General features: G+C 71.0%; 24 protein-coding genes and 1 riboswitch. Of the genes, 10 read left to right on the top strand and 14 right to left on the bottom strand.

All coding sequences use genetic code 11. The features are described 5' to 3' along the window. The first annotated feature begins 2 nt into the window (after positions 1-2). Both C5708_RS13620 and C5708_RS13625 read left to right on the top strand, forming a co-directional pair. Entirely contained in the window at positions 3-962 is a 960-nt protein-coding gene (locus C5708_RS13620) for an SPFH domain-containing protein (protein WP_242921946.1), read from the top strand. Between the two features lie 19 nt (positions 963-981). Next, complete coding sequence (locus C5708_RS13625) at positions 982-1,446, top strand: NfeD family protein (protein WP_242921948.1); 465 nt, start codon at positions 982-984, stop codon at positions 1,444-1,446. Positions 1,447-1,459: 13 nt separating this feature from the next. Here the strand turns inward: C5708_RS13625 and C5708_RS13630 are convergent, their stop codons facing one another. The 6 genes from C5708_RS13630 to ispH form a co-directional block, all read right to left on the bottom strand. After that, positions 1,460-1,900 (bottom strand): MarR family transcriptional regulator, encoded by a 441-nt coding sequence (locus C5708_RS13630; RefSeq protein WP_242921950.1) that lies wholly within the window; start codon positions 1,898-1,900, stop codon positions 1,460-1,462. Continuing rightward, positions 1,900-3,030, bottom strand: coding sequence for a hypothetical protein (locus C5708_RS13635; RefSeq protein WP_242921952.1), 1,131 nt, complete (start codon positions 3,028-3,030; stop codon positions 1,900-1,902). Before C5708_RS13635 ends, C5708_RS13630 begins: the two co-directional genes overlap by 1 nt. A 154-nt stretch (positions 3,031-3,184) precedes the next feature. Continuing rightward, positions 3,185-4,699 carry a glycosyltransferase family 39 protein gene (locus tag C5708_RS13640; RefSeq protein WP_242921954.1) on the bottom strand — a complete coding sequence of 505 codons (1,515 nt, stop codon included), beginning with the start codon at positions 4,697-4,699 and terminating at the stop codon, positions 3,185-3,187. Between the two features lie 148 nt (positions 4,700-4,847). Then, positions 4,848-5,297, bottom strand: a complete 450-nt coding sequence (gene rnhA, locus C5708_RS13645) for a ribonuclease HI (RefSeq protein ID WP_242922198.1) — start codon at positions 5,295-5,297, stop codon at positions 4,848-4,850. Between the two features lie 8 nt (positions 5,298-5,305). Beyond that, on the bottom strand, positions 5,306-6,283 hold the full coding sequence (gene thrB, locus C5708_RS13650; protein WP_242921956.1) for a homoserine kinase: 978 nt from the start codon (positions 6,281-6,283) through the stop codon (positions 5,306-5,308). A gap of 57 nt (positions 6,284-6,340) precedes the next feature. Next, positions 6,341-7,318, bottom strand: a complete 978-nt coding sequence (gene ispH, locus C5708_RS13655; protein WP_242921958.1) for a 4-hydroxy-3-methylbut-2-enyl diphosphate reductase — start codon at positions 7,316-7,318, stop codon at positions 6,341-6,343. A gap of 137 nt (positions 7,319-7,455) precedes the next feature. Here ispH and C5708_RS13660 point away from each other — a divergent pair, with 137 nt between their 5' ends. The 8 genes from C5708_RS13660 to C5708_RS13695 all read left to right on the top strand — a co-directional run bounded on the left by C5708_RS13660 (position 7,456) and on the right by C5708_RS13695 (position 15,819). Beyond that, the gene (locus C5708_RS13660; protein WP_242921960.1) at positions 7,456-8,139 is read left to right on the top strand and encodes a Tat pathway signal sequence domain protein; all 684 of its coding nucleotides are present in this window, start codon (positions 7,456-7,458) and stop codon (positions 8,137-8,139) included. Beyond that, positions 8,136-9,896, top strand: a complete 1,761-nt coding sequence (gene argS / locus C5708_RS13665) for an arginine--tRNA ligase (RefSeq protein ID WP_242921962.1) — start codon at positions 8,136-8,138, stop codon at positions 9,894-9,896. Before C5708_RS13660 ends, argS begins: the two co-directional genes overlap by 4 nt. A gap of 54 nt (positions 9,897-9,950) precedes the next feature. Continuing rightward, positions 9,951-10,052, top strand: a riboswitch (glycine riboswitch). Between the two features lie 168 nt (positions 10,053-10,220). Then, entirely contained in the window at positions 10,221-11,342 is a 1,122-nt protein-coding gene (gcvT, locus tag C5708_RS13670) for a glycine cleavage system aminomethyltransferase GcvT (RefSeq protein WP_242921964.1), read from the top strand. A 13-nt stretch (positions 11,343-11,355) separates the two neighbouring features. Then, positions 11,356-11,721, top strand: coding sequence for a glycine cleavage system protein GcvH (gene gcvH / locus C5708_RS13675; RefSeq protein WP_242921966.1), 366 nt, complete (start codon positions 11,356-11,358; stop codon positions 11,719-11,721). A gap of 63 nt (positions 11,722-11,784) precedes the next feature. Next, a complete protein-coding gene (gene gcvPA, locus C5708_RS13680) occupies positions 11,785-13,143 on the top strand; it encodes an aminomethyl-transferring glycine dehydrogenase subunit GcvPA (RefSeq protein WP_242921968.1) in 1,359 nt (452 codons plus the stop codon). Next, entirely contained in the window at positions 13,143-14,720 is a 1,578-nt protein-coding gene (gene gcvPB, locus C5708_RS13685) for an aminomethyl-transferring glycine dehydrogenase subunit GcvPB (protein ID WP_242921970.1), read from the top strand. Before gcvPA ends, gcvPB begins: the two co-directional genes overlap by 1 nt. Positions 14,721-14,852: 132 nt before the next feature. After that, positions 14,853-15,260: a hypothetical protein gene (locus C5708_RS13690; protein ID WP_242921972.1), complete on the top strand. Its 408-nt coding sequence runs from the start codon at positions 14,853-14,855 to the stop codon at positions 15,258-15,260. Positions 15,261-15,411: 151 nt separating this feature from the next. Beyond that, positions 15,412-15,819 (top strand): hypothetical protein, encoded by a 408-nt coding sequence (locus C5708_RS13695; RefSeq protein WP_242921974.1) that lies wholly within the window; start codon positions 15,412-15,414, stop codon positions 15,817-15,819. Between the two features lie 192 nt (positions 15,820-16,011). On the opposite strand, the gene C5708_RS13700 is transcribed toward C5708_RS13695, so the two are convergent. The 8 genes from C5708_RS13700 to C5708_RS13735 form a co-directional block, all read right to left on the bottom strand. Then, a complete protein-coding gene (locus tag C5708_RS13700; protein WP_242921976.1) occupies positions 16,012-16,503 on the bottom strand; it encodes a F0F1 ATP synthase subunit B in 492 nt (163 codons plus the stop codon). 13 nt (positions 16,504-16,516) lie between these two features. Next, positions 16,517-17,065, bottom strand: a complete 549-nt coding sequence (locus C5708_RS13705; protein WP_242921978.1) for a hypothetical protein — start codon at positions 17,063-17,065, stop codon at positions 16,517-16,519. A gap of 22 nt (positions 17,066-17,087) precedes the next feature. Beyond that, positions 17,088-17,312, bottom strand: a complete 225-nt coding sequence (locus tag C5708_RS13710; protein WP_242921980.1) for a F0F1 ATP synthase subunit C — start codon at positions 17,310-17,312, stop codon at positions 17,088-17,090. A gap of 45 nt (positions 17,313-17,357) precedes the next feature. Further along, the gene (locus C5708_RS13715) at positions 17,358-18,158 is read right to left on the bottom strand and encodes a F0F1 ATP synthase subunit A (RefSeq protein ID WP_242921982.1); all 801 of its coding nucleotides are present in this window, start codon (positions 18,156-18,158) and stop codon (positions 17,358-17,360) included. Positions 18,159-18,231: 73 nt separating this feature from the next. Next, a complete protein-coding gene (locus C5708_RS13720) occupies positions 18,232-18,630 on the bottom strand; it encodes an AtpZ/AtpI family protein (protein WP_242921984.1) in 399 nt (132 codons plus the stop codon). A 161-nt stretch (positions 18,631-18,791) separates the two neighbouring features. Continuing rightward, entirely contained in the window at positions 18,792-22,238 is a 3,447-nt protein-coding gene (gene smc, locus C5708_RS13725) for a chromosome segregation protein SMC (protein ID WP_242921986.1), read from the bottom strand. A 27-nt stretch (positions 22,239-22,265) separates the two neighbouring features. Further along, a complete protein-coding gene (locus C5708_RS13730) occupies positions 22,266-22,889 on the bottom strand; it encodes a DsbA family protein (protein ID WP_242921988.1) in 624 nt (207 codons plus the stop codon). Positions 22,890-23,019: 130 nt separating this feature from the next. Beyond that, positions 23,020-23,568, bottom strand: a complete 549-nt coding sequence (locus tag C5708_RS13735) for a DciA family protein (protein ID WP_242921989.1) — start codon at positions 23,566-23,568, stop codon at positions 23,020-23,022. Positions 23,569-23,644 lie beyond the last annotated feature (76 nt).

Genomic DNA, 23,644 nt, shown 5'->3' on the forward strand with positions numbered 1-23,644 from the left:
CCATGTCTCTGTTCGTCGCGGTCGCGTTTCTGCTCCTCGCCGCTTTCGTGCTGTTCAATGTCATCAAGATCGTGCCCCAGGGGCGCGAGTTCACCGTCGAACGGTTCGGCCGGTTCACCCGCACGCTGAAGCCGGGCATGAGCATCCTGACCCCGTTCGTGGAGGCCATCGGCCGCCGCGTGAACATGATGGAGCAGGTGCTGGAGATCCCGCGCCAGGACGTCATCACCAAGGACAACGTCACCGTCCAGATCGACGGCATCGTGTTCATCCAGGTGATCGACGCCGCCCAGGCCGCCTATCGGGTCGACAACCTCAACTACGCCATCGGCCAGCTGGCCATGACCAACCTGCGCACCGTGGTCGGCTCGATGGACCTCGACGACGTGCTGTCGCAGCGCGACGCCATCAACACCCGCCTCTTGACCACCATCGACCAGGCGACCCATCCCTGGGGCGTCAAGTGCACGCGCATCGAGATCAAGGACCTGCAGCCGCCGCCGGACATCACCAACGCCATGGCCCGCCAGATGAAGGCCGAGCGTGAAAAGCGGGCGGCGATCACCGAGGCCGACGGCGAGAAGCAGGCCGCCATCCTGCGCGCCGAAGGCGGCAAGCAGTCGACGGTGCTGGAGGCCGAGGGCCGCAAGGAGGCCGCCTTCCGCACCGCCGAGGCCCGCGAGCGCCAGGCCGAGGCCGAGGCCAAGGCCACAGCCTACGTCTCGGAGGCCATCGCCAAGGGCGACGTCAAGGCCGTCAACTACTTCATCGCCCAGAAATACGTCGAGGCCTTCGCCGCCCTCGCCTCCTCGCCCCAGCAGAAGACCGTGATCGTGCCCGCCGACATGGCCGGCCTGGTCGGATCGATCGCCGGCGTGACGGAACTGGTCAAGGCGGCGCAGAATGCGCCCCATACGCCGCCCGCGCCGGGCGGCCGGGGGGCGGTCCCCCCAGTGAAATAGACGGAGCGCGAACGCCTAGATGCATGGCTTGATGGTGTTCTATCTGGGTCATCCGATGTGGGTGTGGCTGGCGGTCGGCGCGTTGCTGCTCGCCGCCGAGGTCGCCACCGGCTCGGGCTACCTGCTGTGGCCGGCCGCCTCGGCCGTGGTCGTCGGCCTGTTCACCCTGACCGGGCTCGACCTCGGCCTGCCGGGCGAGCTGGCGCTGTTCGCGGTCCTGACCCTGGTCTCGACCTTCCTCGCCCGCCGCTACCTGCCGCCCAAGCGCCTGCAGCCCGGGCCCGACATCAACGACCGCGCCGCCAGCCTGATCGGCCGCGAGGGCCAGGCCACGAACGACTTCTCGCTGGGCCACGGCCGGGTGCTGGTCGACGGCGCCGAATGGATCGCCGAGGTCGACGGGGACGCCCAGCCGGCCGCCGGCCAGACGGTGCAGGTGGTCGGCGTGCTGGGCGGAGCGCGGCTGAAGGTGCGCCCGGCCTGAGCCTGCGGCCCGGTCAGCGGTTGTCGTCCAGCCACGCCCGCAGCGCGCGCAGGAACGGCAGGGCCGCCGCGAAGTCGGCGTCCGCGAACGCGGCCCGCAGGCGCTCCAGGTAAGGACGCATGGCGATCAACCCGGCCTCGTGAGCGGCCAATCCCGCCGGGGTGATCGAGACCAGCTTCCTGCGGCCGTCGGCCGGATCGCCGGCGACCGTGACGAAGCCTCGCGCCTCCAGGCGTTGCAGGGTGTTGGTCATCGCCCCCCTGGTCACCTGGAAGGCCGAGGCCAGCTGCGCCGGGCTCTCCATCCCGCCCCGGCGGGCGAAGTGGTTGAGCACCGTGAACTGGGCCTCGCTCAGGCCGGGCGGCAGCACCCGCTCGAGCTGGGTCCGCGCCAACTGATCGATGATGCCGATCTCGGTGAAGACCTGGACGTCGGGCCGATCCTTGGCCGACATCAGGCGCTCCGGATCTGGGCGGCCAGGCCCCGGCGCGGCGCCGGGCGTACAGGCTTGGCGTAGCCGATGCGCACGAACATCTGCACCCGGCCGCCCTGCGGCGCCAGCTCCCGGTGCGTCTCGTCGAGCAGGTTCGCCATGGCCGGATACTCCTCCAGGCACTGGCTCCAGGGGTGCATGGCCACGCCCTCGGCGGCGGCCTGGGCGTTGACGCGGAAATAGTCCCGCCCGGCGCCGATCTGGTCGGCGCGGCGGTTCTGCGCCGTGGTCAGCCACACGAACCCGCGCGCGGTGTCGGCCAGGCCCTTCAGAAAGGCGAGCGACTGGCCGTAGGCCCAGGTCCCCGGCGTCTCCAGCTTCTCCCGCGTCAGAAGGCCGACGGCGTGGGCCGCGTCGATCGCCGCCCCGTCCAGCGGCACGCCCCAAGGATGGGCGGCGACGTCGCGCGAACCGATGAAGGTGCGCTCGCAGCTTTCGCGGTGGGCCGCCGGCGTATGCGCCTCGATCTCCGCCCCCCGATAGGCCAGGGCCTTAAGGCGCGCCGTCCGACCAGGCTCCAGGGTGAAACCGGCCGTCGCGCCGGACCGCGCGGCGCCGGCGATCCTGCGGGCCGCCGCCTCGGCCACCGGCCTGTCGTCGAACGGGGCGCGGGTGGTGCGCCGCGCCAGGGCGTGGCCGAACAGCGGGTCGGCGACGCCCCCTGGAGCGAACGTCACCCGCGCGAACGGCCTGCCGTCGAGGCGGTCGGCCTCCCCCTCGGGGAAAGGCGCGATGCGAGCGTCGAGCCCGCCCTGGGCCGCCGCCAGCCGTAAAAGCTCCAGGAAAGCCCCGCAGCCGACGACGATCTGGCGGTTGAAGGGATCGGTCTGCGGCAGCAGCCGCGCGGGATCGGCGTACAGGGTGACGACGCCCGGCTCGCGCAGGTCGGCCATCCACGGCTGCATGTTGTGGGGATTGGGCGCCAGCAGGGCCCAGGCCAGGGCGCGGCGGCGCGGGTCGGCCTCGCCGGCGCCGGGATCGACCCAGGCGGCCCGGACGTCGGGAAGCGGCGCGCATCCGGCCAAGGGAACGGCGGCGGCCACCGCCCCGCCCCCGACCAGGCGGATGACATCGCGGCGAGACGAGGACACGGCGGCCTCCAATGGTTCAACGATAAACCATCGTATTAGTTTAATGCTGAACTATCAACGCCGCCCGCTCCCCCGTCCCCGCACGACTTGAAGCCGCTCGCCACGCCTGCGCAGAACGGGACGCCAACATCGCCGGCGCTCAGGTCCGGCTTCACTATTGGCGGCAAAGGACGTCCACCGCCTCTCCACCGCCGACAAAACGCTGATGCACGGTATAATGCCCCTCGCCGAGACGCTCGGGCAGGCGCACGAGGGTTTCCTGCTCACAAGCCATTCGCCGACGACTCGCCGCCAACACAAGACAGCGCGGCCGGCTGGCCATGATTCGGATGATTTCCTGATCCGCCTGGACGCCGGAGGCGGGAAATGGACAGACCAAATGCTGCGGCAGAACGAAACGGGTCGGCGCCGTCGCGCCCGCAAGCAGATAAACGACGGGCTCATAGTCCACCACATAGATGCTGTCGCCAGGCGCCAGCGCCTCATGGCGGAGATAGGCTCCGATCTCCCGAGGCGTCCGATTGGCGATCAGGCGGTGCTCTTGCGAAACCTGCAAGAAGACCATCGGGTAGGCAATCGCGCAGACCGCCAGGACGACCGCTGTCGCCGTCCTTGCCCGCCCGGTCAGCGCAGGCCAGATTCCAAGCATCAGAAACGCCGCCGTCAGGAGCGTCAGCGTGGGCAGCAGCGGCTGGAAATAGGCTGCATACATCGCGCGCATGACGAACGCCCCCGCCGCGCTGGCTCCGGCCCAACCCGCGATGAAGCTCAGCTCGGCGCGGCACCCCTCAGAGACCAGCCGTCGACGTTCGCACCACGCCAGCCCGGCCCCGATAACCAGGGGCAACACCGGCTTGAGCATCGCCAGGAACCTGACGGGCGTCTCCGTGAAGGCGACGCCGTCGCCGCCGAGCCGTTGAAACGCCGATAGAACAGCGCCCTGAAACAGGGCGTTCACCAACCCGAGCTTCGTAAACCAGAAGACGAAGAGCATCGGCGCGAAGGCGCAACCAGCTACGAAAGCCATAGCACGCCGGCCAAGACCCTTGTCAGCGATAGCCAGGGCGAAAAAGAAATAAGCGGCCTCGAACGCGGCCGTCTGCTTCACCATGCCCGCGCATCCCACGAGCAGGCCCGCGGCAAGCGCGACAGCCGACCGGTTGTTCCGCGAACGCAAGCTGGCGAACGCCGCGACCGCCCCCCAGGCCAGGAACGGCGTCATCAACAGGTCCGGCTTGCTGGCCAATCCGTCCAGCACCAGGGTCATCGGCGGGTAGAGCAGCAGGGCCGCCACGCCCGTTCTTCGGCTCTTTAGGAACCAAGCCGCAAAAACGTAGAGCCCCAAGCTGGTGGCGATGACCGCCGCCAAGCAGGCGACCTTGGGGCCGACCAGATCGTCCCCGAACATCGACCATACGGCGGCGTAGATCAGGTAGAGCCCCGGCGGCTTCAGATCCCAAATGACGGTATAGGGCGGATGGCCCGACGCCCAGGCCTTGCCGATCATCAAGAACAGCGCCTCATCGCCATCCAGGGCGACCACATCAAGGTACGGCCCGCGAACGACGAGGGTCCACAGCGCCGCGAGGCCCGCGACCGCCAGCCAGACAGCCGCCTGACGACCTGAAATCGAGCGGCGGTGATCGCTGCATAAAATTGGCTTGGCCATGTCGCCCCTGCTGCACCCTGCGCGTGCAAGGTAGGCGGACTATCGACGATTCATGCAACCATAAGCCATGCCGCTTGGGCGCACGGCTGTCCTACAAGCCCTCGGCGTCGGGCGACGCGAACCATCAAGGACGAGCCGCCGCCGGCGGTCAGGCCTCGCCCAGCACCTGCAGCATGCCCTTGCGCGCCAGACCGTCGGCGCGTTCGTTCAGGGGGTGGCCGGCGTGGCCCTTGACCCAGCGCCAATCGACTTCGTGCCGGGCGCGGGCGGCGTCGAGGCGGCGCCACAGGTCCTCGTTCTTGACCGGGCTCTTGTCGGCGGTCTTCCAGCCGCGCGCCTTCCAGCCGTGGATCCACTGGGTGACGCCGTTGCGCACGTACTGGCTGTCGGTGTGCAGCTCGACCTTGCACGGCCGCTTCAGCGCCTCCAGCGCCTGGATGGCCGCCATCAGCTCCATGCGGTTGTTGGTGGTCGACAGCTCGCCGCCGCACATCTCCTTTTCGAGCCCGCCCCAGATCAGGATCAGGCCCCAGCCGCCCGGACCAGGATTCCCCCGGCAGGCGCCGTCCGTGTAGATGATGACCTTGGGCTCGCCCAGGCTCGCGCTCACGCCTCGGCCTCGAACAGCATCAGGCCGCGCGCGTGGCCCTGGGCCTCGCGGTGGACGGCCAGCTTGCGTTCGTATTCCAGCGGGTCCTTGGGGCGGACCAGCGCGCCCGACGGGGTGGCGCCCCAGTCGGCCAGCCGGGTGATGAAGAAGCGCATCGCCGCGCCCCAGGCCAGGATGGGCAGGGCCTCGCGCTCGGCCGGGGCCAGCGGCCGGCGGCGCTCGTACCCGGCGACGAAGGCGCGGGCGTTGGTGACGTTGAACGTGCCGTCGGCCTCGAAGCACCAGGCGTTGAGGGCGGCGGCGACGTCGTAGGCCAGGGCGTCCTCGCAGGCGAAGTAGAAATCGATGGCGGCGGCGAACCGGCCGTCGCGGAAGAAGACGTTGTCGGGGAAGTAGTCGGCGTGGACGACGCCGACCGGCAGGTCGCGCGGCCAGGTCAGGGCCAGGGTGGCGAGGTCCTTCTCGATCACCGCGGCCAGCCCGGGCTTCAGCGCCTCGGCCGCGCCGCGCAGGCCGGCGAACATCGGCGCCCAGGCGGCGTGGCCCAGGTCGTTTGGCCGTCGCCCCGGATAGCCTTCGGCGGCCAGGTGCAGGCGGGCCAGCCCCTCGCCCGCCTCGCGGCAGTGCTGGACGCCGGGCTTGCGCACCGAGACCCCGGTGAGGAAGTCGGCGATGGCGGCCGGCTTGCCCCGCAGGGTCTTGAGCGCCCGGCCCCGGCGGTCCTCGACCGGCGCCGCCGACGGGAAATCGTGGTCGGCCAGCCAGCGCATCAGGCCCAGGAAATAGGGCAGGTCCTCGCTGCGCACCCGCCGCTCATAGACCGTCAGGATGAAACGCCCCGCCTCGGTCTCCAGCAGGAAGTTGGAGTTCTCGACGCCCTCGGCGATGCCCTTGAACGCCAGGGGCCGCCCAAGGTCGTAGTCGGCGAGGAACGCGTCGAGCTCAGCGTCGGTGATGTCGGTGTAGACGGCCATGGCGCGGGGATGCGGTAGCCGCGCGCCAAGGTCAAGCCGCCAGTCGGAAGGCGGGCGTCAGGCCGGCTCGGTCAGCACCCGGGGCAGCTTGAAACTGACCGCCTCGCGGGTGGGCGACACCTCCTCCACCGTCAGGTCGAAGCGTTCGCGCAGGGCCTCGATCACCCCCTCGACCAGGGTCTCGGGCGCCGAGGCGCCGGCGGTCAGGCCGACGACGCCCACGCCGGCGAACCAGGCCAGGTCCAGCCCCGCCGCGTCGTCGATCAGGCGCGCCTCGGCGACGCCGGCGCGATGGCCGACCTCGACCAGCCGCACCGAGTTGGAGGAATTCTTCGAACCGACCACCAGCAGCAGCTCGCACCGTTCGGCCAGCCGCTTCACCGCTTCCTGGCGGTTGGTGGTGGCGTAGCAGATGTCTTCCTTGTGCGGCGCGGCGACCCCGGGGAAGCGCGCCTGCAGGGTGGCGATGATCTCGGCCGTGTCGTCCACCGACAGGGTGGTCTGGGTCACGAAGGCGAGATTGGCCGCGTCGCGCGGCTGGAAGGCCGCCGCGTCGGCCACGGTCTCGATCAGCGCCACGGCCCCGGCCGGCAGCTGGCCCATGGTGCCGATCACCTCCGGGTGGCCGGCATGGCCGATCAGCACGATCTCGCGGCCGGCGTCGTGATGGCGCTCGGCTTCGACGTGGACCTTGGAGACCAGCGGGCAGGTGGCGTCCAGATAGAGCATCTGGCGACGGGAGGCCTCGGCCGGCACCGACTTGGGCACGCCGTGAGCGGAGAAGATCACCGGCCGGTCGGTCGGCGCCTCGTCCAGCTCCTCGACGAACACCGCGCCCAGGGCGCGTAGGCGCTCGACCACGTGGCGGTTGTGGACGATCTCATGGCGCACATAGACCGGGGCGCCGTATTTCTCGATGGCGCGCTCGACGATCTGGATGGCCCGATCGACGCCGGCGCAGAAGCCGCGCGGACTGGCCAGCAGCACGGTCAGGGGCGGACGGGGCGCGGCGGCGGCGGGAATCTGGGCGCTCATGGCGCGGAACTTAAGCCTTCCGCGGGGCGATCGCCACGCGCCGTTTGCATTGCGACGTCAAACAGAAGCCTTTATTCAGGCTCTAGTCGATGCGCGCCGCAGTCTCGCGGCCCGCTCCTTACAATTCCGGACCGTCCATGCGCCGCTCGTTCCTGCTGGTTTCCGCCGTGATCGCGGCTCTCGTCGCGAGCGCTCCCGCCGCCTACGCCCAGAGCCGCGGCGGCCGAGGCCAGGGCGGCCAGGACCAGGGCGCCGACGACGCCAAGAAGAAGAAGCGCGACCAGGAATGGGGCAACGGCCAGGCCCCGCTGAAGCAGCTGCGCAACGCCGGCCCCTGCCCCTACGTCAAGGTGCTCTACGACGCCGGCCGCTATGTCGAGTTCAAGGACAACAAGACCGCCTCGGCCCAGGCCGGCTACACCGGCGAGATCCAGAAGCTGGGCTCGGGCTGCGAGTACAAGTCGGACGAGCCGATCAAGCTGGCCCTCGAGGTCCTGTTCGAGTTCGGGCGCGGCCCGCAAGCCGAGGGCTCGGCCCACGCCTATCGCTACTGGGTGGCGGTCACCGACCGCAACCGCTCGGTGCTGGCCAAGCAGTATTTCGACGTGAAGGCCGACTTCCCCGCCGGTCAGGACCGCGTCTACGTCACCGACACCATCAACGAGATCGTCATCCCCCGCGCCAAGGCCACCATCAGCGGCAACAATTTCGAGGTCCTGGTCGGCTTCGACGTCACGCCCGAGATGGCTCAGTTCAACCGCGAGGGCAAACGCTTCCGCGTCAACGCCAGCGGAACCCAGCAGGCCGCCGCCAAGCCATGAGCGATCTGAAAACGGCCCTCGGCGAAGCGGTCAGCGCCGCCTTCGCCGCCGAGGGCCTGCCTGCCGACCTGGGACGGGTCACGCCTTCCGACCGCCCCGACCTCGCCGACTTCCAATGCAACGGCGCCCTGGCCGCCGCCAAGGCCGCCAAGCGCAACCCGCGCGAGATCGCCGCCGCCGTGGTCGCGCGCCTGGCCGGGAGCCCCATGCTGGCCGGGATCGAGATCGCCGGCCCCGGCTTCGTCAACCTGAAGATCAGCGACCAGGCCCTGTCGGCCCGCGCCCGCCAGATCGCCGCCGACGCGCGCGCCGGCGCCGAGATCGTCGCCCGGCCGCGCCGGGTGATCGTCGACTACGCCGGCCCCAACGTGGCCAAGCCGCTGCACGTCGGCCACCTGCGCGCCGCGATCATCGGCGAATCGATCAAGCGCATCTACCGCTTCCGCGGCGATACCGTCTGGGGCGACGCCCACTTCGGCGACTGGGGCTTCCAGATGGGCCTCCTGATCGTCGCCGCCGGCGACGAGGACCCGCGCTGGGCCGCCCTCGGCGAAGGCGCCGACGACGCCGAGGCCCTGGCGCGGATCGACCTGGCGATGCTGGACCGGCTCTATCCGATGGCCGCCGCCAAGGCCAAGGAAGACCCCGCCTACCGCGACCGCGCCCGCAAGGCGACCGCCGAACTGCAGGCCGGCAAGCCCGGCTACCTGACCCTGTGGCGGCGCTTCATCGAGGTCAGCCGCGTGGCCCTGGAGCGCGAGTTCCACGCCCTGGGCGTCGACTTCGACCTGTGGAAGGGCGAGAGCGACGCCGACCCGCTGATCCCCGGCATGGTCGAGGACCTCAAGGCCAAGGGCCTGCTGGTCGAGGACCAGGGCGCCCAGATCGTCCGGGTGACGCGCGAGGGCGACAAGCGCGAGCTGCCGCCGCTGCTGGTGATCTCGTCGGAAGGCTCGGCCATGTACGGCACGACCGACCTGGCCACCATCCTCGACCGCCGCCGCAGCCAGGACCCGCACCTGATGCTGTATTGCGTCGACCAGCGGCAGGCCGACCACTTCGAGCAGGTGTTCCGCGCCGCCTACCTGGCCGGCTACGCCGAGGACGGCGCGCTGGAGCACATCGGCTTCGGCACCATGAACGGGACGGACGGCAAGCCGTTCAAGACCCGCGCCGGCGGCGTGCTCAAGCTGCACGACCTGATCTCGATGACCACGGACAAGGCGCGCGAGCGCCTGCGCGAGGCCGGCCTGGGCGAGGCGCTGCCCCAGGACGAGTTCGAGGAGATCGCCCGCAAGGTGGCGGTGGCGGCGCTGAAGTTCGCCGACCTGTCGAACTATCGCGGCACCAGCTACATCTTCGACCTCGACCGCTTCACCAGCTTCGAGGGCAAGACCGGTCCCTATCTGCTGTACCAGGCGGTGCGGATCAAATCCCTGCTGCGCAAGGGTGCGGCCGAGGGCGCGACGCCCGGAGCGATCACCGTCGTCGAGCCCGCCGAGCGCGAGCTGGCCCTGATGCTCGACGCCTTCGAGGCCGCGCTCGGCGAGGCCTACGACAAGAAGGCGCCGAACCTGATCGCCGAGCACGCCTACAAGCTGGCCCAGGCCTTCTCCAAGTTCTACGCCGCCTGCCCGGTGCTGATCGCCAAGGACGAGGCGGTGAAGGCCTCGCGCCTGGGCCTGGCCCAGGCCGCGCTGGCCCAGTTGGAGACCGCGCTCGACCTGCTCGGAATCGAGACTCCGGAACGGATGTAGCCGGCGGGGCGTCAGGCCGCGCTTGACTCCCCCGCCCGGCTCGCACAGTTTCCGGCCACTCTCGCGGGAGAGACCGGCGTCCAAGTGATTTGGCGCGCCGGCGCCGAAGGCGCAACCGCCCCGGAAACGCTCAGGCAAAAGGACCGCGGAGTGACTAGAACGCTGGAAAGCAGCGCCGCCTAGGCGCTCGCCGAAGGAGCAAGGGTTCGCGGCGATCTATCGCGGCCCGGAATCTCTCAGGCTTCAGGACAGCGGGGGCGCGCACGGTTTCGACGGACCTTGTCCGCGGGCCTCGCGTTCTCGTCCCTGCGTTCTGGAGCCGTCATGACCGACACCGCCCAAGCCGACCTGAAGCGGACCCCGCTTTACGACGCCCATGTCGCGCTGGGCGCGCGCATGGTGCCCTTCGCCGGCTACGCCATGCCCGTGCAGTACAAGCTGGGCGTGATGGGCGAGCACAAGTGGACGCGCGAGAACGCCGGCCTGTTCGACGTCTCGCACATGGGCCAGGCCCGCCTGCGCGGCGTCGCCCCCCAGGCCGCCTTCGAGGAGGTGGTCCCCGGCGACATCATCGGCCTCAAGCCGGGCAAGCAGCGCTATTCCATGCTGCTGAACAAGAAGGGCGGCATCATCGACGACCTGATGGTCGCGCGGCCCGACGCCGACGGCCTGTTCGTGGTGGTCAACGGCGCCTGCAAGGAGAACGACTTCAAGGTCATCGACGCCGAGCTGGCCGGCCAGGTGACCATCGAGCGCCTGGAGAACCGCGCCCTGCTGGCCCTGCAGGGCCCCAAGGCCGCCGAGGTCCTGGCCGCCCATCTTCCCGCCGCCGCCGACATGGCGTTCATGGACAGCGCCGCGCTGACCGCCTTCGGCGTCGACGCGATCGTCTCGCGCTCGGGCTACACCGGCGAGGACGGCTATGAGATCTCCGTCCCGGCCGAGGCGGCCGAGGCGGTGTGGAGCCTGCTGCTGTCGGACGAGCGGGTGCGGCCGATCGGCCTGGGCGCCCGCGACAGCCTTCGGCTGGAAGCCGGCCTGCCGCTCTATGGCCACGACTGCGACGAGACCACCAGCCCGGTCGAGGCGGCCCTGACCTTCGCCCTGTCCAAGCGCCGCCGCGAGGCCGGCGACTTCCCCGGCGCGGCCCGCGTCCGGACCGAGCTGGCCGGCGAGCTTTCCCGCGTCCGCGTCGGCCTCAAGGTGCTGGAGGGCGCGCCCGCCCGCGAAGGCGCCGAGATCGCCGACCAGGGCGGCGCCGTGGTCGGCGTGATCACCAGCGGCGGCTTCTCGCCCTGCCTCGGCCAGGCCATCGCCATGGGCTATGTTCCCCCCGCCCTCGCCGCCGCCGGGACCGCGTTGAAGGTCATCGTGCGCGGCAAGCCCCAGGCGGCCGAGGTGGTCGCCATGCCGTTCGTTCCCAATCGTTATCATCGCAAAGCCTGAAAGGGTCAGACTGATGCGCTTCACCAAAGATCATGAATGGGTCGCCCTCGACGGCGACGTCGCCACCGTCGGCATCACCGCCTACGCCGCCGAGCAGCTCGGCGACGTGGTGTTCGTCGAGGTCCCCGAGGTCGGCAAGGTCGTCAAGACCGGCGACGGCCTGGCCGTGGTCGAGAGCGTCAAGGCCGCCTCCGACGTCTACGCGCCGATCGCCGGCGAGGTGGTCGAGGCCAACGGCGCCCTGTCCGACACGCCCGAGACGGTCAACCACGCCCCCGAGGGCGACGGCTGGTTCGCCAAGCTCAAGGTCGCCGACAAGGCCGCCGTCGAGGCCCTGATGGACCGCGACGCCTACGAAGCCTTCCTTCAGACCCTGTAACTTTCTTCCGTCTTCCCGGGCGGCCCGAGGGCCGATCCGGGAAGACGGGTTTGGATTGCAAGAATGCGCTACCTGCCCCTCACCCCCGCCGATCGCGCCGAGATGCTGGGCGTCGTCGGCGTCTCGTCCGTGGACGACCTGTTCCGCGACGTGCCGCAGACCGCCCGCCGCGACGGCACGGTCGACCTGCCGAACCATCTCGGCGAGCTGGAGGTGGAGCAGGAGCTGCGCGCCCTGGCCGGCCGCAACCGCGCCGCCGGCGACGGCCTGTTCTTCTGCGGCGCCGGGGCCTACCGCCACCATGTGCCGGCGACGGTGGACCACATCATCCAGCGGTCGGAGTTCCTGACCAGCTACACGCCCTATCAGCCCGAGATCGCCCAGGGCACGCTGCAGTACCTCTACGAGTTCCAGACCCAGGTCGCCGCCCTGACCGGCATGGATGTGGCCAACGCCTCGATGTACGACGGCTCCACCGCCGCCGGCGAGGCGGTGATGATGGCCCACCGGGTCACCAAGCGTCCCAAGGCGGTGCTGTCGGGCGGCCTGCATCCCCACTACGCCGAGACCATCAAGACCCTGGCCCACGTCGCCGGCGTCGACATCGTCCGCCAGCCGGCCGCCATCGACGGCGAGGCCGCGGTGGTCGACGCCCTGGACGCCGACGTCGCCTGCGTGGTGGTCCAGACGCCGAACGTGTTCGGCACGGCGACCGACGTCGCCAAGATCGCCGCCGCCGCCCAGGCCGCCGGCGCCCTGCTGATCGTCGTGACGACGGAAGTGGTCTCGCTGGGCCTGCTCAAGTCGCCGGGCGAGATGGGCGCCGACATCGTGGTGGCCGAGGGCCAGTCGATCGGCAACGGCCTGAACTTCGGCGGCCCCTATGTCGGCCTGTTCGCCGCCCGCGAGAAGTTCCTGCGCCAGATGCCCGGCCGCCTGACCGGCGAGACCGTCGACGCCGACGGCCGCCGCGGCTTCGTGCTGACCCTGTCGACCCGCGAGCAGCACATCCGCCGCGACAAGGCCACCTCGAACATCTGCACCAATTCGGGCCTGTGCGCCCTGGCCTTCACCATCCACATGTCGCTGCTGGGCGAGGCGGGGCTGCGCAAGCTGGCCGCGCTGAACCACCAGAAGGCCCGCGCCCTGCGCGCCGAGCTGGCCGCCGTTCCCGGGGTCGAGGTGCTGACCCCGCGCTTCTTCAACGAGTTCGCCATCCGCCTGCCCGCCGACGCCGCCGAGGTGGTCGAGACCCTGGCCGGCAACGGCGTCCTCGCCGGCGTGCCCTATTCGCGCCTCGACCCGGCCGCCGGCCTCGACGACGTGCTGCTGGTCGCCGCCACCGAAATGACGCCGGACAACGACATCCGCTTCCTGCCCAGGGCCCTGGCCCGGGTTCTGGGCGCGAAGGAGCAAGGCTGATGAGCATGAATTCCGTCGGCCGTCCCACCCGGCCCGAAGCCGCCGCCCCGGCCCAGGCCGCCGGCGTTCCCGCCACCCTGAGCGGCGGGCGCGGCCTGTTGCAGGACGAGGCCCTGATCTTCGAGCTGGGCGGCTGGGAGAAGACCGGCGTCGACCTGCCCAACGTCGACCCTGACGGCCTCGACCTCGGCGACCTGGTCCGCACCGCGCCGATCGGCCTGCCCGGCCTGTCCGAGCCCGAAGCCATGCGCCACTACGTGCGCCTGAGCCAGAAGAACCACGCCATCGACCTGGCGCTCTATCCGCTGGGCTCGTGCACCATGAAGCACAACCCGCGCCTGAACGAGAAGATGGCGCGCCTGCCCGGCTTCTCCGACATCCACCCGCTGCAGCCGCAGTCGACGGTGCAGGGCGCGCTGGCGCTGATGGACCGGCTGGCCCACTGGCTGAAGACCCTGACCGGCATGCCGGCCGTGGCCCTGTCGCCCAAGGCCGGCGCCCATGGCGAGCTGTGCGGCCTGCTGGCCATCCGCGCCGCCCACGAGGCCAAGGGCGACGCCCGCAAGCGGGTCCTGGTCCCGACCAGCGCCCACGGCACCAACCCCGCCACCGCCGCCTTCGTCGGCTATGCCGTGGAAGAGATCGCCCAGACCGAGGACGGCCGCGTCGACCTCGCCGACCTCGAGGCCAAGCTCGGCCCCGACGTCGCCGCGATCATGGTCACCAACCCCAACACCTGCGGCCTGTTCGAGCGCGACATCGTCGAGATCGCCAGGCTGACCCACGCCGCCGGGGCCTATTTCTACTGCGACGGCGCCAACTTCAACGCCATCGTCGGCCGGGTGCGCCCGGCGGACCTCGGCGTCGACGCCATGCACATCAACCTGCACAAGACCTTCTCGACGCCGCACGGCGGCGGCGGGCCGGGCGCGGGCCCGGTGGTGCTGTCCGACGCCCTGGCCCCCTACGCGCCGACGCCGTGGATCGTGCACGGCGAGGACGGCTTCGCCCTGGTCGAGGCCCCGGAAGGCCCCGCCGAGCGCGCCTTCGGCCGCATGAGCGCCTTCCATGGCCAGATGGGCATGTATGTCCGCGCCCTGGCCTACATGATGAGCCACGGCGCCGACGGCCTGCGCCAGGCGGCCGAGGACGCCGTGCTGAACGCCAACTACATCAAGGCCCGCCTGCAGGACGTCATGACCCCGGCCTTCCCCGAGGGGCCGTGCATGCACGAAGCGCTGTTCGACGACGCCTGGCTGGACGGCACCGGCGTGACCACGCTCGACTTCGCCAAGGCGATGATCGACGAGGGCTTCCACCCGATGACCATGTACTTCCCGCTGGTCGTCCACGGGGCGATGCTGATCGAGCCGACCGAGACCGAGCCGAAGCACGAGCTGGACCGGTTCTGCGACACCCTGCGCCTGCTGGCCGAGGCCGCCAAGGCGGGCGACGCCGAGCGGTTCAAGGGCGCGCCGTTCCACGCCCCGCTGCGGCGCCTCGACGAGACCCTGGCGGCCCGCAAGCCCAAGCTTCGCTGGCGGCCGGAGGCGGCGCTGGCCCAGGCGGCTGAATAGCGGATTAAACCTTGTCCATGCACAGGCCGGCGCCTTTAAGCCGCCGGCTTGTGGTCCTATCTCCGCTTTGCGTCCGGCGTGAAGGCTCGGGATCTCCAGGGTAGGCGGCGTGCGCGCCCCTGTTCGAGGATCATGACCTACGCCCCCGCCCTGCGCCTTGCGCCCCGCGCCCGCCTCTCGTCCCGCTCCGGCGGGATGATGCGTCGCGCGCTGCGCCTGGGCCTGATGGCGGTCGGCGGCGTGCTGGTCGTCGCCGGCGTGCTGATCGCGCCGCTGCCCGGTCCGTTCGGCCTGCCGCTGGTGGTGGTCGGCCTGGTGCTGGTGCTGCGCAACTCGATGGGCGCGCGGCGGGCCTTCATCAAGGCCCAGCGTCGCCATCCGAAGATGGTGTTTCCGCTACGCCGGCTGCTGCGGCGCGAGCCTGAAGTGCTCCCCGTGGCCTGGCAGCAGGTGCTGCGCGCCGAGCGCCTGGTGCTGCCGCGCCGGTGGCGTCCGGCGCGCGGCCTGCGCCGGCGTCTGTTCCGCAGACAGGGAGGCTGAGACGGAATTGTCACGCCGCCCTGCAATTGAGCCGCATGACGGCGATTTAACTGGAACGACGCCTGTTCGTCGCCGTTTGATTTCACATATAGCCCTGTATGGCCGGCCGACGCCCCCCCACGTCGGCGCCAGCGGTCACCCAAGAACAGCCATGTCAGACGTCCTCACCTTGCGCTCCGCGCAACGCGCCGAATTCGCCGCCTCCGTCCGCGAGGCGATGCGTCGCCTCGCCCGCTGGACCGTGATCGGCGTGGGGATCGCCCTGATGGTGGTCGGGGTGCCCATGGCGTTGCTGCCCGGGCACCTAGGCCTGCCGATTCTGGTGGTCGGGCTGATCATCGTGCTGCGCAACTCGATGGAGGCGCGCCGCACCTTCATCCGCTACCAGCATCGGCATCCGAACGTGATCTTCCCGCTCCGCCGCCTGCTGCGGCGCGAGCCGGAAGTCCTGCCGGTCGCCTGGCAGCAGGCCCTGCGCGTCGAGCGCCTGATCCTGCCCCGCCGCTGGCGCAGGGCCGGTTCGCTGCGCCGCCGCTACCTGCGCCGCAAGCGGGGCTGATCCCCTCGGCGCGCAGCCCCGCGGAGCGGCCGGCTGCGGCCACGCCCCGCACGTCGCGCGGGATCGCCGGCGCGCACCACCGCCCCTCCAAACCGCTCCGCCCGTCGGGCGCGCGGCGGATGGCCCAAGCAAAAAGGGCGTCCGGTCTCCCGGACGCCCTTCCGCAATTCTGCTGAGGCCTGAGCCCCAAGCCTATTGCAGCTTGGCCGACATCTGCTTGACCGCTTCGTCCACCAGCGGATCGGCCTTGGCGCCGGCGAGGCGGGCGGAGAGCACGTCCTCGGCGATGGCGGCGGCCAGGTCGGCGGCGGCGGCCTTGACCTCGGCCGCGGCGGCGGCTTCGGCGTTGGCGATCTTGCGCTCGGCCAGCTCGGCCCGGCGCTTGATCTGCTCCTTCAGCTTGGCCTCGGCCTCGACTTCGAGGCGCTTGGCCTCAAGCTCGGCGTTGGCCAGCATCTCGGCGGCGGTGCGCTCGGCGTCCTCGCGCTGGTTCTTGATCTGGGCGAGCAGGGCCTGGGCCTCCTCGCGCAGGCGCTTGGCCTCGTCCAGCTCGGCCTGGATCTTGGCCGCGCGGGAATCCAGCGCCTTGGCGGCGGCGCCCGGGACCTTCAGATAGACCAAGAGGCCGATGAAGATCAGCAGGGCGATTCCGACCCAGAATTCGGCGTCCTTGAGCAGTTCCATCTCGAACGCCTCCTTAGGCCAGCTTCGCCGCGGCCGCCTGGGCCTGAGCGGCGGTCGCCGCCTGGCCAGTCAGCCTCTCGGTGATCGCCTGGGCCGTCTCGACCGCGATCGAGCGCACGTTGCCCATGGCCTCGTCGCGCGCGGCCTTGATGCGGGTCTCGGCGGCCGACAGCTTCTCGTGCAGGACGGCTTCTTCCTTGGCCTGACGCTTGGCGGTTTCCGCCGCGGCGTGGGCCTTGGCGTCAGCCGCCAGTTTCTGCGAGCGCGCACGGGCCTCGGCCATTTCGGACGCGGCGGCCTGGGCTTGCGCCTCGGCCTCGTCCTTCATGCGCCGGGCCTCGGCGATGTCGCCCTCGATCCGCCCGGCCCGCTCGTCGATGGCCTTGCCGACCTTGGGCAGCAGCGCCTTGGACAGCACGACATAGAGCGCGACGAAGATGATCAGCAGCCAGATGATCTGGCCGGGCCACCACTGAGGGTCGAACTGCGGCAGGCCGCCGGAGGCGTGCCCGCCGGCCGCTTCGGTTCCCTCGTGAGTCGCTTGTTTAGGCGTCTCCGCCATCGAACGATCTCTGACCTGAGGTTTAGACGAACAGGATCATGAAGGCGATGACGAGGGCGAAGATGCCCAGCGCTTCGGTCAGCGCCATGCCGAGGAACAGCATCGGGCGCTCGCCGGCGGCGGCCGACGGATTGCGCATGGCGCCGGACAGGTAGTTGCCGAACAGGATGCCGAGGCCGATGCCGGCGCCGATCATGCCGAGCATCGCGAGGCCGGCGCCGATGTACTTGGCGGCTTGAACTTCCATTGGAGAATTCCCCTTGAAGAAACGTGGTTTGGGTTGGTCAGGACGTCAGTGAGCGTGCAGGTTCACGACGTCGTTGATGTAGACGCAAGCCAGCGCCGCGAAGACGAAGGCCTGCAGGAAGGCGACGATGAACTCCAGGGCGGTCAGGGCGACCACCGTGCCGAGCGACAGGGCCGAGCCCACGAAGCCCAGGCTGGCGAGGCCGCCGGTGAGCGCGAAGGCGCCGAGGCCGATCACGAAGCTGGCGAAGATCTTCAGCACCACGTGACCGCCCAGCATGTTGCCGAACAGACGCAGCGACAGGGTGACCGGACGGACCATGAACGAGATGAACTCGATCGGCACCAGAAGGAACAGCAGCGGCCACGGAACGCCCGATGGGACGAACAGCTTGAAGAAGCCGAAGCCGTTGCGGATGAAACCGATGACGATGACGGTGATGAAGGTCACCAGGGCCAGCGTCAGGGTGACCGCCAGTTGCGAGGTCGCCGTGAACGGCGCGCCGACGCCGGGAATGGCGATCAGGCCGAACAGGTTCATCACCAGGATGAAGCTGAAAAGGGTGAAGACGAACGGCAGGAACTTGCGGCCCTCGTGGCCGATCATCGACGAGGTCAGGTTGTCGACGAGGCCGTAGAGCGACTCGCCCAGCGACTGCAGGCGGCCGGGCACGACCGCGCCGCGGGCCGAAGCCAGCAGGAAGCCGCAGACCACCAGGGCGGCGATGCCCATCCACAGCACGGAATTGGTGATCGACAAATTGACCAGACCCAGACCCGGGACGTTGACCGGATCGATATGCACGACCTCGTGGATCGCGAACTGGTGCATCGGATCGATGGCCATCGGCCGTCACGCCCCTTCCGTTCCGGCCAAACGCGCCGGGAGTGATTGTCCACGGCCCGATATGGCGGGCCGATCAGGTGTCGTCTTCGTCCTCTTCGAAGGGAGCCGATTTCGCCGGCCCGGCCTTCTCGGAAGCCCCCCTCGCGGAGGATGCGGCGCTCATGCGCGATGCTTGCCGCACCATCATGAACACCGACAGCCCCGTCCCGATCAGCACGCCGCCGATCAGGCCCATGGGCTTGGTGTGCGCGATCTGATCAAACCCCCAGCCGAGGCCGAGGCCGCACAGAACGCCGCCGATCAGTTCCGCCAAAAGGCGGTAGCCGTCCCCGACCTGCCGCTCCCCCCCGAAGGGCGCGGGCTTCTTCGCACGATCCGCCTCGAAAGCCTTGAGGCGGTCGTCGAGGCGGGAAAGCGCCTCTTCGCGTTGGTCGTCCGGCTGCGGCATGCTGGTCAGGTCAATAGCGACCACGACGTAGCCGCCGCGGCCCGGCTTGATCGCGGCGGAACCTATAGATGCGGGTGCGGTGCGTCAAGATTTGCTTCAGGATCGATAAGCCTCGGAGATCGTGAAGCTTTTTCCGGCGGCCGGGCGCCGTTGCGTCAGGCCGCTTTCCGGCCCTTGCGCGACGGCTATTGCGCCGCCAGGGCTTCGGCCTGCCGCAGGTCCACCGAAACCAGCTGCGACACCCCCCGCTCGGGCATGGTCACCCCGAACAACCGGTCCATGCGGGCCATGGTCACCGGATTGTGGGTGATGGCCACGAAGCGGGTCTCGGTCCGCTGACGCATCTCGTTGAGCATGTTGCAGAAGCGGTCGACGTTGGCGTCGTCCAACGGCGCGTCGACCTCGTCCAGCACGCAGATCGGCGCGGGATTGGCCAGGAACACGCCGAAGATCAGCGCCGCCGCCGTCAGGGCCTGTTCGCCGCCGCTCATCAGGCTCATCGTGGCCATGCGCTTGCCCGGCGGGCAGGCGAAGATCTCCAGGCCCGCCTCCAGGGGGTCGTCCGATTCGACCAGCCGCAGCTCGGCCTGGCCGCCGCCGAACAGAGCCTGGAACAGCGTCTGGAAATGGCCGTTGATGATCTCAAACGCGCCCAGCAGCCGCTCGCGCCCCTCGGCGTTCAGCTCCTCGATGCCCTCGCGCAGGCGGCCGATGGCCCCGGTCAGGTCGGCGCGCTCGGTCCGCATGGCGTCGAGCCGCAGGGCGTATTCCTGGGCCTCCTCGTCGGCGCGCAGGTTGACGGCGCCGATGGCGTCGCGGTCGCGCTCCAGGGCGAACAGGTGCGCCTCCATGCCGGACGGGTCGGCCGGCACGCCGACGGCGTCCTCGACCAGCTTGCGGCCCAGGGCCTCGGGCTCCATCCGCGCCACTTCGCGGATGTTGGCGGCCATCTCGCCCAGCCGTTCGCGGGCCGCGTCCAGCCGCGCCGCCAACGCCGCACGGGCCTCCCTCGCCTGCGAGGCCGCGCCGTCGGCCGCGCGGGCGGCGCGATCGGCCTCGGTGCGGGCGGCCTCGGCGTTCTCCAGGGCGTCGGCCGACTTGGCCCGTCGCGCCTCGGCCAGCCCCAGGTCGTCCAGCAGCTTGTCCTGGCGCGCGGCGATCGCCGCCGGCGCCTCGGCGGCGGTCTTGTAGGCGGCCGCGGCCTTGTCGCGGTCCTTGGCCAACTGGTCGATACGCTTGGCCGAGGCCTCGGAGCGGCGGGTCCAGTCGGCGCGGTCGCGGCGCAGGCCGTCGACCCGGCGGGTGCGGCTGTCGCGCTCGCGCGTCTCGAGGTCGAGCGCTGTGCGGGCGGCGGCGGCGGTTTCGCGAGCCTGGGCGGCGGCCTCGCGGGCGGCCGAAAGCCGGGGCGCGAGATCCTCCTCGCCCTGGGCCTGTCCCTCGGCCTCGGCGCGGGCGGCGGCCAGGGCGGTCTCGGCCTCCAGGCGCTCGGCGTCGAAGCGGGCGATGGTCTCGTCCAGCGACTGGGCGCGGGCGTCGCGGCGGGCCTGCTCGCGGGCCAAGCGCTCGACGGCTTCACGCGCCTGGGCGACGGCGCGCTCGGCGTCCTGGGGCCCGCGGCGGGAGTTGCGCAGCGTCTCCTCGGCCTGGCGCAGGCGGTCCGCCGCCGCCTTCTGGCCGGCGGCGGCCTCGGCGACGGCCGGGCCCAGACGGTCGATCTCGGCCTCGACCTCGACGAGACGCGCGCGTTGCTCCAGGCGGACGGCGGCGGGCTTTGGCGCCTCGGCCCGGGCGACGAAGCCGTCCCAGCGCCAGAGGTCGCCCTCGCGCGACACCAGCCGCGCCCCGACCGCCAAATCCTTGGCCAGGCGCTCGCCGTCGGCGCGCTCGACCACCGCCGTCCAGGCCAGCCGCGCCGCCAGCTCGGGCGGCGCCTTGACCAGCGGCCCCAGCGGGCGGGCGCCTTCCGGCCAGGCCGGCGCGGCGGCTTCGCGTCCGCCCCAGTAGGCCGCGGCCTTGGGATCGAGCGCGGCGTCGAGGTCCTCGCCCAGGGCGGCGGCCAGGGCGGCGCCGAAGCCCTTGTCGGGGGAGACCTGATCCAGGGCCGGGGCGAAGCCGCCCTTGCGCTGGGGCTGCGTGAGTTGGGCCAGGCCCCGCGCCTCGGTCTTGAGGCGTCCGAGCTGGTCCTCGGCCTTGCGCGCGGCGTCGCGGGCGAGCGTCTCGGCCTGGGCCGCCTCGGCGCGCTCGGCCTCGGCGGTCTCGACGGCGGCGCGGGCGACGGCCAGGGCCTGTTCGGCGGCGGCCAGGCGCGCGGCGGCCTCGGCGGCGGCGGGATCGACCTCGGGCCCCAGGGCGGCGCGCTCGCCGCGCGCCTGCTCCAGCGCCCGCAAGGTCCGGGAGACGCGGGCCTCGGCCTCGCGCACGCGGTCGGCGGCGGCGCGGCGGCGTGCCTCCTCGGCGGCGACCTGAGCGGCCAGCTTCTCGACCTCGGCCTCGGCGACGGCGCGGGCGGCCTCGGCCCGCTCGGAGGCGGCCTTCAGCTCGGGAATGCGGCCTGGCGCGGTCTTGACCTGCACGTCCAGCTCGTCGAGCTCGGCCTCGATCCGCCCCAGCGCCGCGCGGGCGTCCTCGACGATCTGCTCCTCGCGGGCGCGGTCGGCCTCCAGGCGGGCCAGCTCGTCGGTCAGGCGCGCCACCTCGGCCGCCGCCTGCTCGGCCTCGCGCTCGACGCGGTCCTTCTCGATGGCCAGCCGTTGCAGCACGGCCGCGGCGACCTGCTCCTCCTCGCGCAGCGGCTTGATCGCCTCCTCGGCGGTCAGGGCGGCGGCGGTCGCGGCGGCGGCCTCGCGGGCGGTGCGCTCCACCGCCTGGATGGCGGCCTCGGTCTCGGCCTCGACCCGCAGCCGCGCGTCGCGGGCGTCGGTCCAGCGGGCGTAGAGCACCGCGCTCTGCAAAGCCCGGATCTCGGCCGACAGCTTCTTGTACTTCTCCGCCTGCCGCGCCTCGCGCTTCAGACGGTTCAGGGTCGAATCCAGTTCGCGGGTGACGTCGTCCAGGCGGGCGAGGTTGCTCTCGGCGGCGCGCAGGCGAAGCTCGGCCTCGTGCCGGCGGGTGTGCAGGCCGGAGACCCCGGCCGCCTCTTCGAGGATGCGGCGACGGTTCTGCGGCTTGGCGGCGATCAGCTCGCTGATCTGGCCCTGGCGGACCAGGGCGGGCGAATTGGCGCCGGTGGAGGCGTCGGCGAACAGCAGCTGGACGTCGCGGGCGCGGACCTCGCGGCCGTTTATGCGGTAGGTCGAGCCCTCGCCCTTGTCGATGCGGCGGACGACCTCCAGCACGCTTTCGGCGTTGAACTGCGCCGGGGCGGTGCGGTCGGCATTGTCGATGGTCAGGGTGACTTCAGCGTGGTTTCGCGAGGCCCGGCCGCCGGACCCCGCGAAGATCACATCGTCCATGCCGCCGGCCCGCATGGCCTTGGCGGAGTTGGCGCCCATCACCCAGCGGAGCGCCTCCAGAAGGTTCGACTTGCCGCAGCCGTTCGGGCCGACCACGCCGGTCAGGCCGGGTTCGATACGGAACTCGGTCGGGTCGACGAAGGACTTGAAGCCCGAAAGACGCAGCCTCTGGAAATGCACGGGCGTACCCGGCGGCTCCTTCCGATCTTACTTGCCGGCCTTGGCCGCGGCGATCGCCGCGTCGAGGTCGGCCAGGGTGGTTTCATGGGTGCTGGGGGGCAGCGGCTTGCCGTTGATGATGAAGGTCGGCGTGCCTTCGATCTTGTCTTCCTTGGCGAAGCGCTCGACCCGGTCGCTGAGGGCCTTCAGGGCCTTCTCGTCCTGAATGCAGGCGTTGAATTGCTGCTCGGACAGGCCGGCCGACTGGGCGATCTTCAACAGCGGGCCGCGGAAGTCGCCGCTCTCGAACATCTGCTCCTGGGCGCGGTACACGGCGTCGAGGACGGTGAAGTACTTGTCCTTGCCGGCGCAGCGGGCGGTCAGGAAGCCGGCGGCGGCCAGCGGATAGGGTGGGGTCAGGAACTCGCGGAACACGTAGCGGACCTGTCCGGTGTCGACGTACTTCTTCTTGAAGTCGGGGAAGACGTTGTTGTTGAAACGCGCGCAGTGCGGGCAGCTGGCCGAGGCGTACTCGACCATCGTCACCTTGGCGTTGGCGTCGCCCATGCTCATCTCGTCGCCTTCGGAGGCGGTCTTCTTGTTGCAGGCGGCGAGCGCCAGGCCGGCGACGAGCACGGCGACCAGAGGCGTCAGGCGGCTGAAGGCGCGCATCGGCGGTTTCCCTAACTGACCAAGTTTCAGAGTTAAGCGCGATTCCATCCCCCCGGGGACAGCCGCGCGGCCTCAAGCTGGAACCCCGAGCCAGAGCGTTTGTCAACAAATCGCGCGCGGCGCGACCGATTCAACCGTCGCGGCGCAGCACTTCGCGGCCCAGTTTCAGCAGGGCGGCCCGCAGGCGGTCGTCATGGGCTCCGGCGACGCTGGTCTCCAGGCGCGCCTCGGCGGCGGCGTCCAGCGGCGGCGGACGACGCCTGGACTTGGCCGCAGCGGCGTCGCGCGTCGCCGGCGCCCGCACCGGCCCCTGGACGATGCGCAGCTTGGTCACCGCCCCGGCGCCGAGGAACAGGTTCACCCGCGCGACGATCTCGGGGGCCTGGTGCTGGATCAGGGCGGCGGCCGGGCCGTCGACGCGGATCTCCAGCGCCCCGCCCCCGCCGCCGCGCGGCCGGGTCAGCTTCACCGGCTCGGTGCGCCGGGCCAGGGCCTCGCCGACGATCTCGCGCCAGCGCGCCTGCAGGGCCTCCGGCCCCTGGCCGAAGCGTTCGTCCAACGCCTTGATGAACTTGGCGAGCGACCGGCCGGCAGGCGGCGCGGTCCGGCGCGCCGGCCGCGTGCGCCGCGCGGCCAGGATGCGCGCGGCCTCTTCGGCGGTGGGGAGCTGTCGCTTCATCGCCCCGAGCCTACCCCACCCTCTCGCCCCCGCGAAAGCGGGATGTCGGTCGAACCGGGACGTCGGGCCGTGTCGG

The sequence above is a fragment of the Caulobacter sp. CCUG 60055 genome (assembly GCF_022750545.1).
GTDB lineage: Bacteria > Pseudomonadota > Alphaproteobacteria > Caulobacterales > Caulobacteraceae > PUIC01.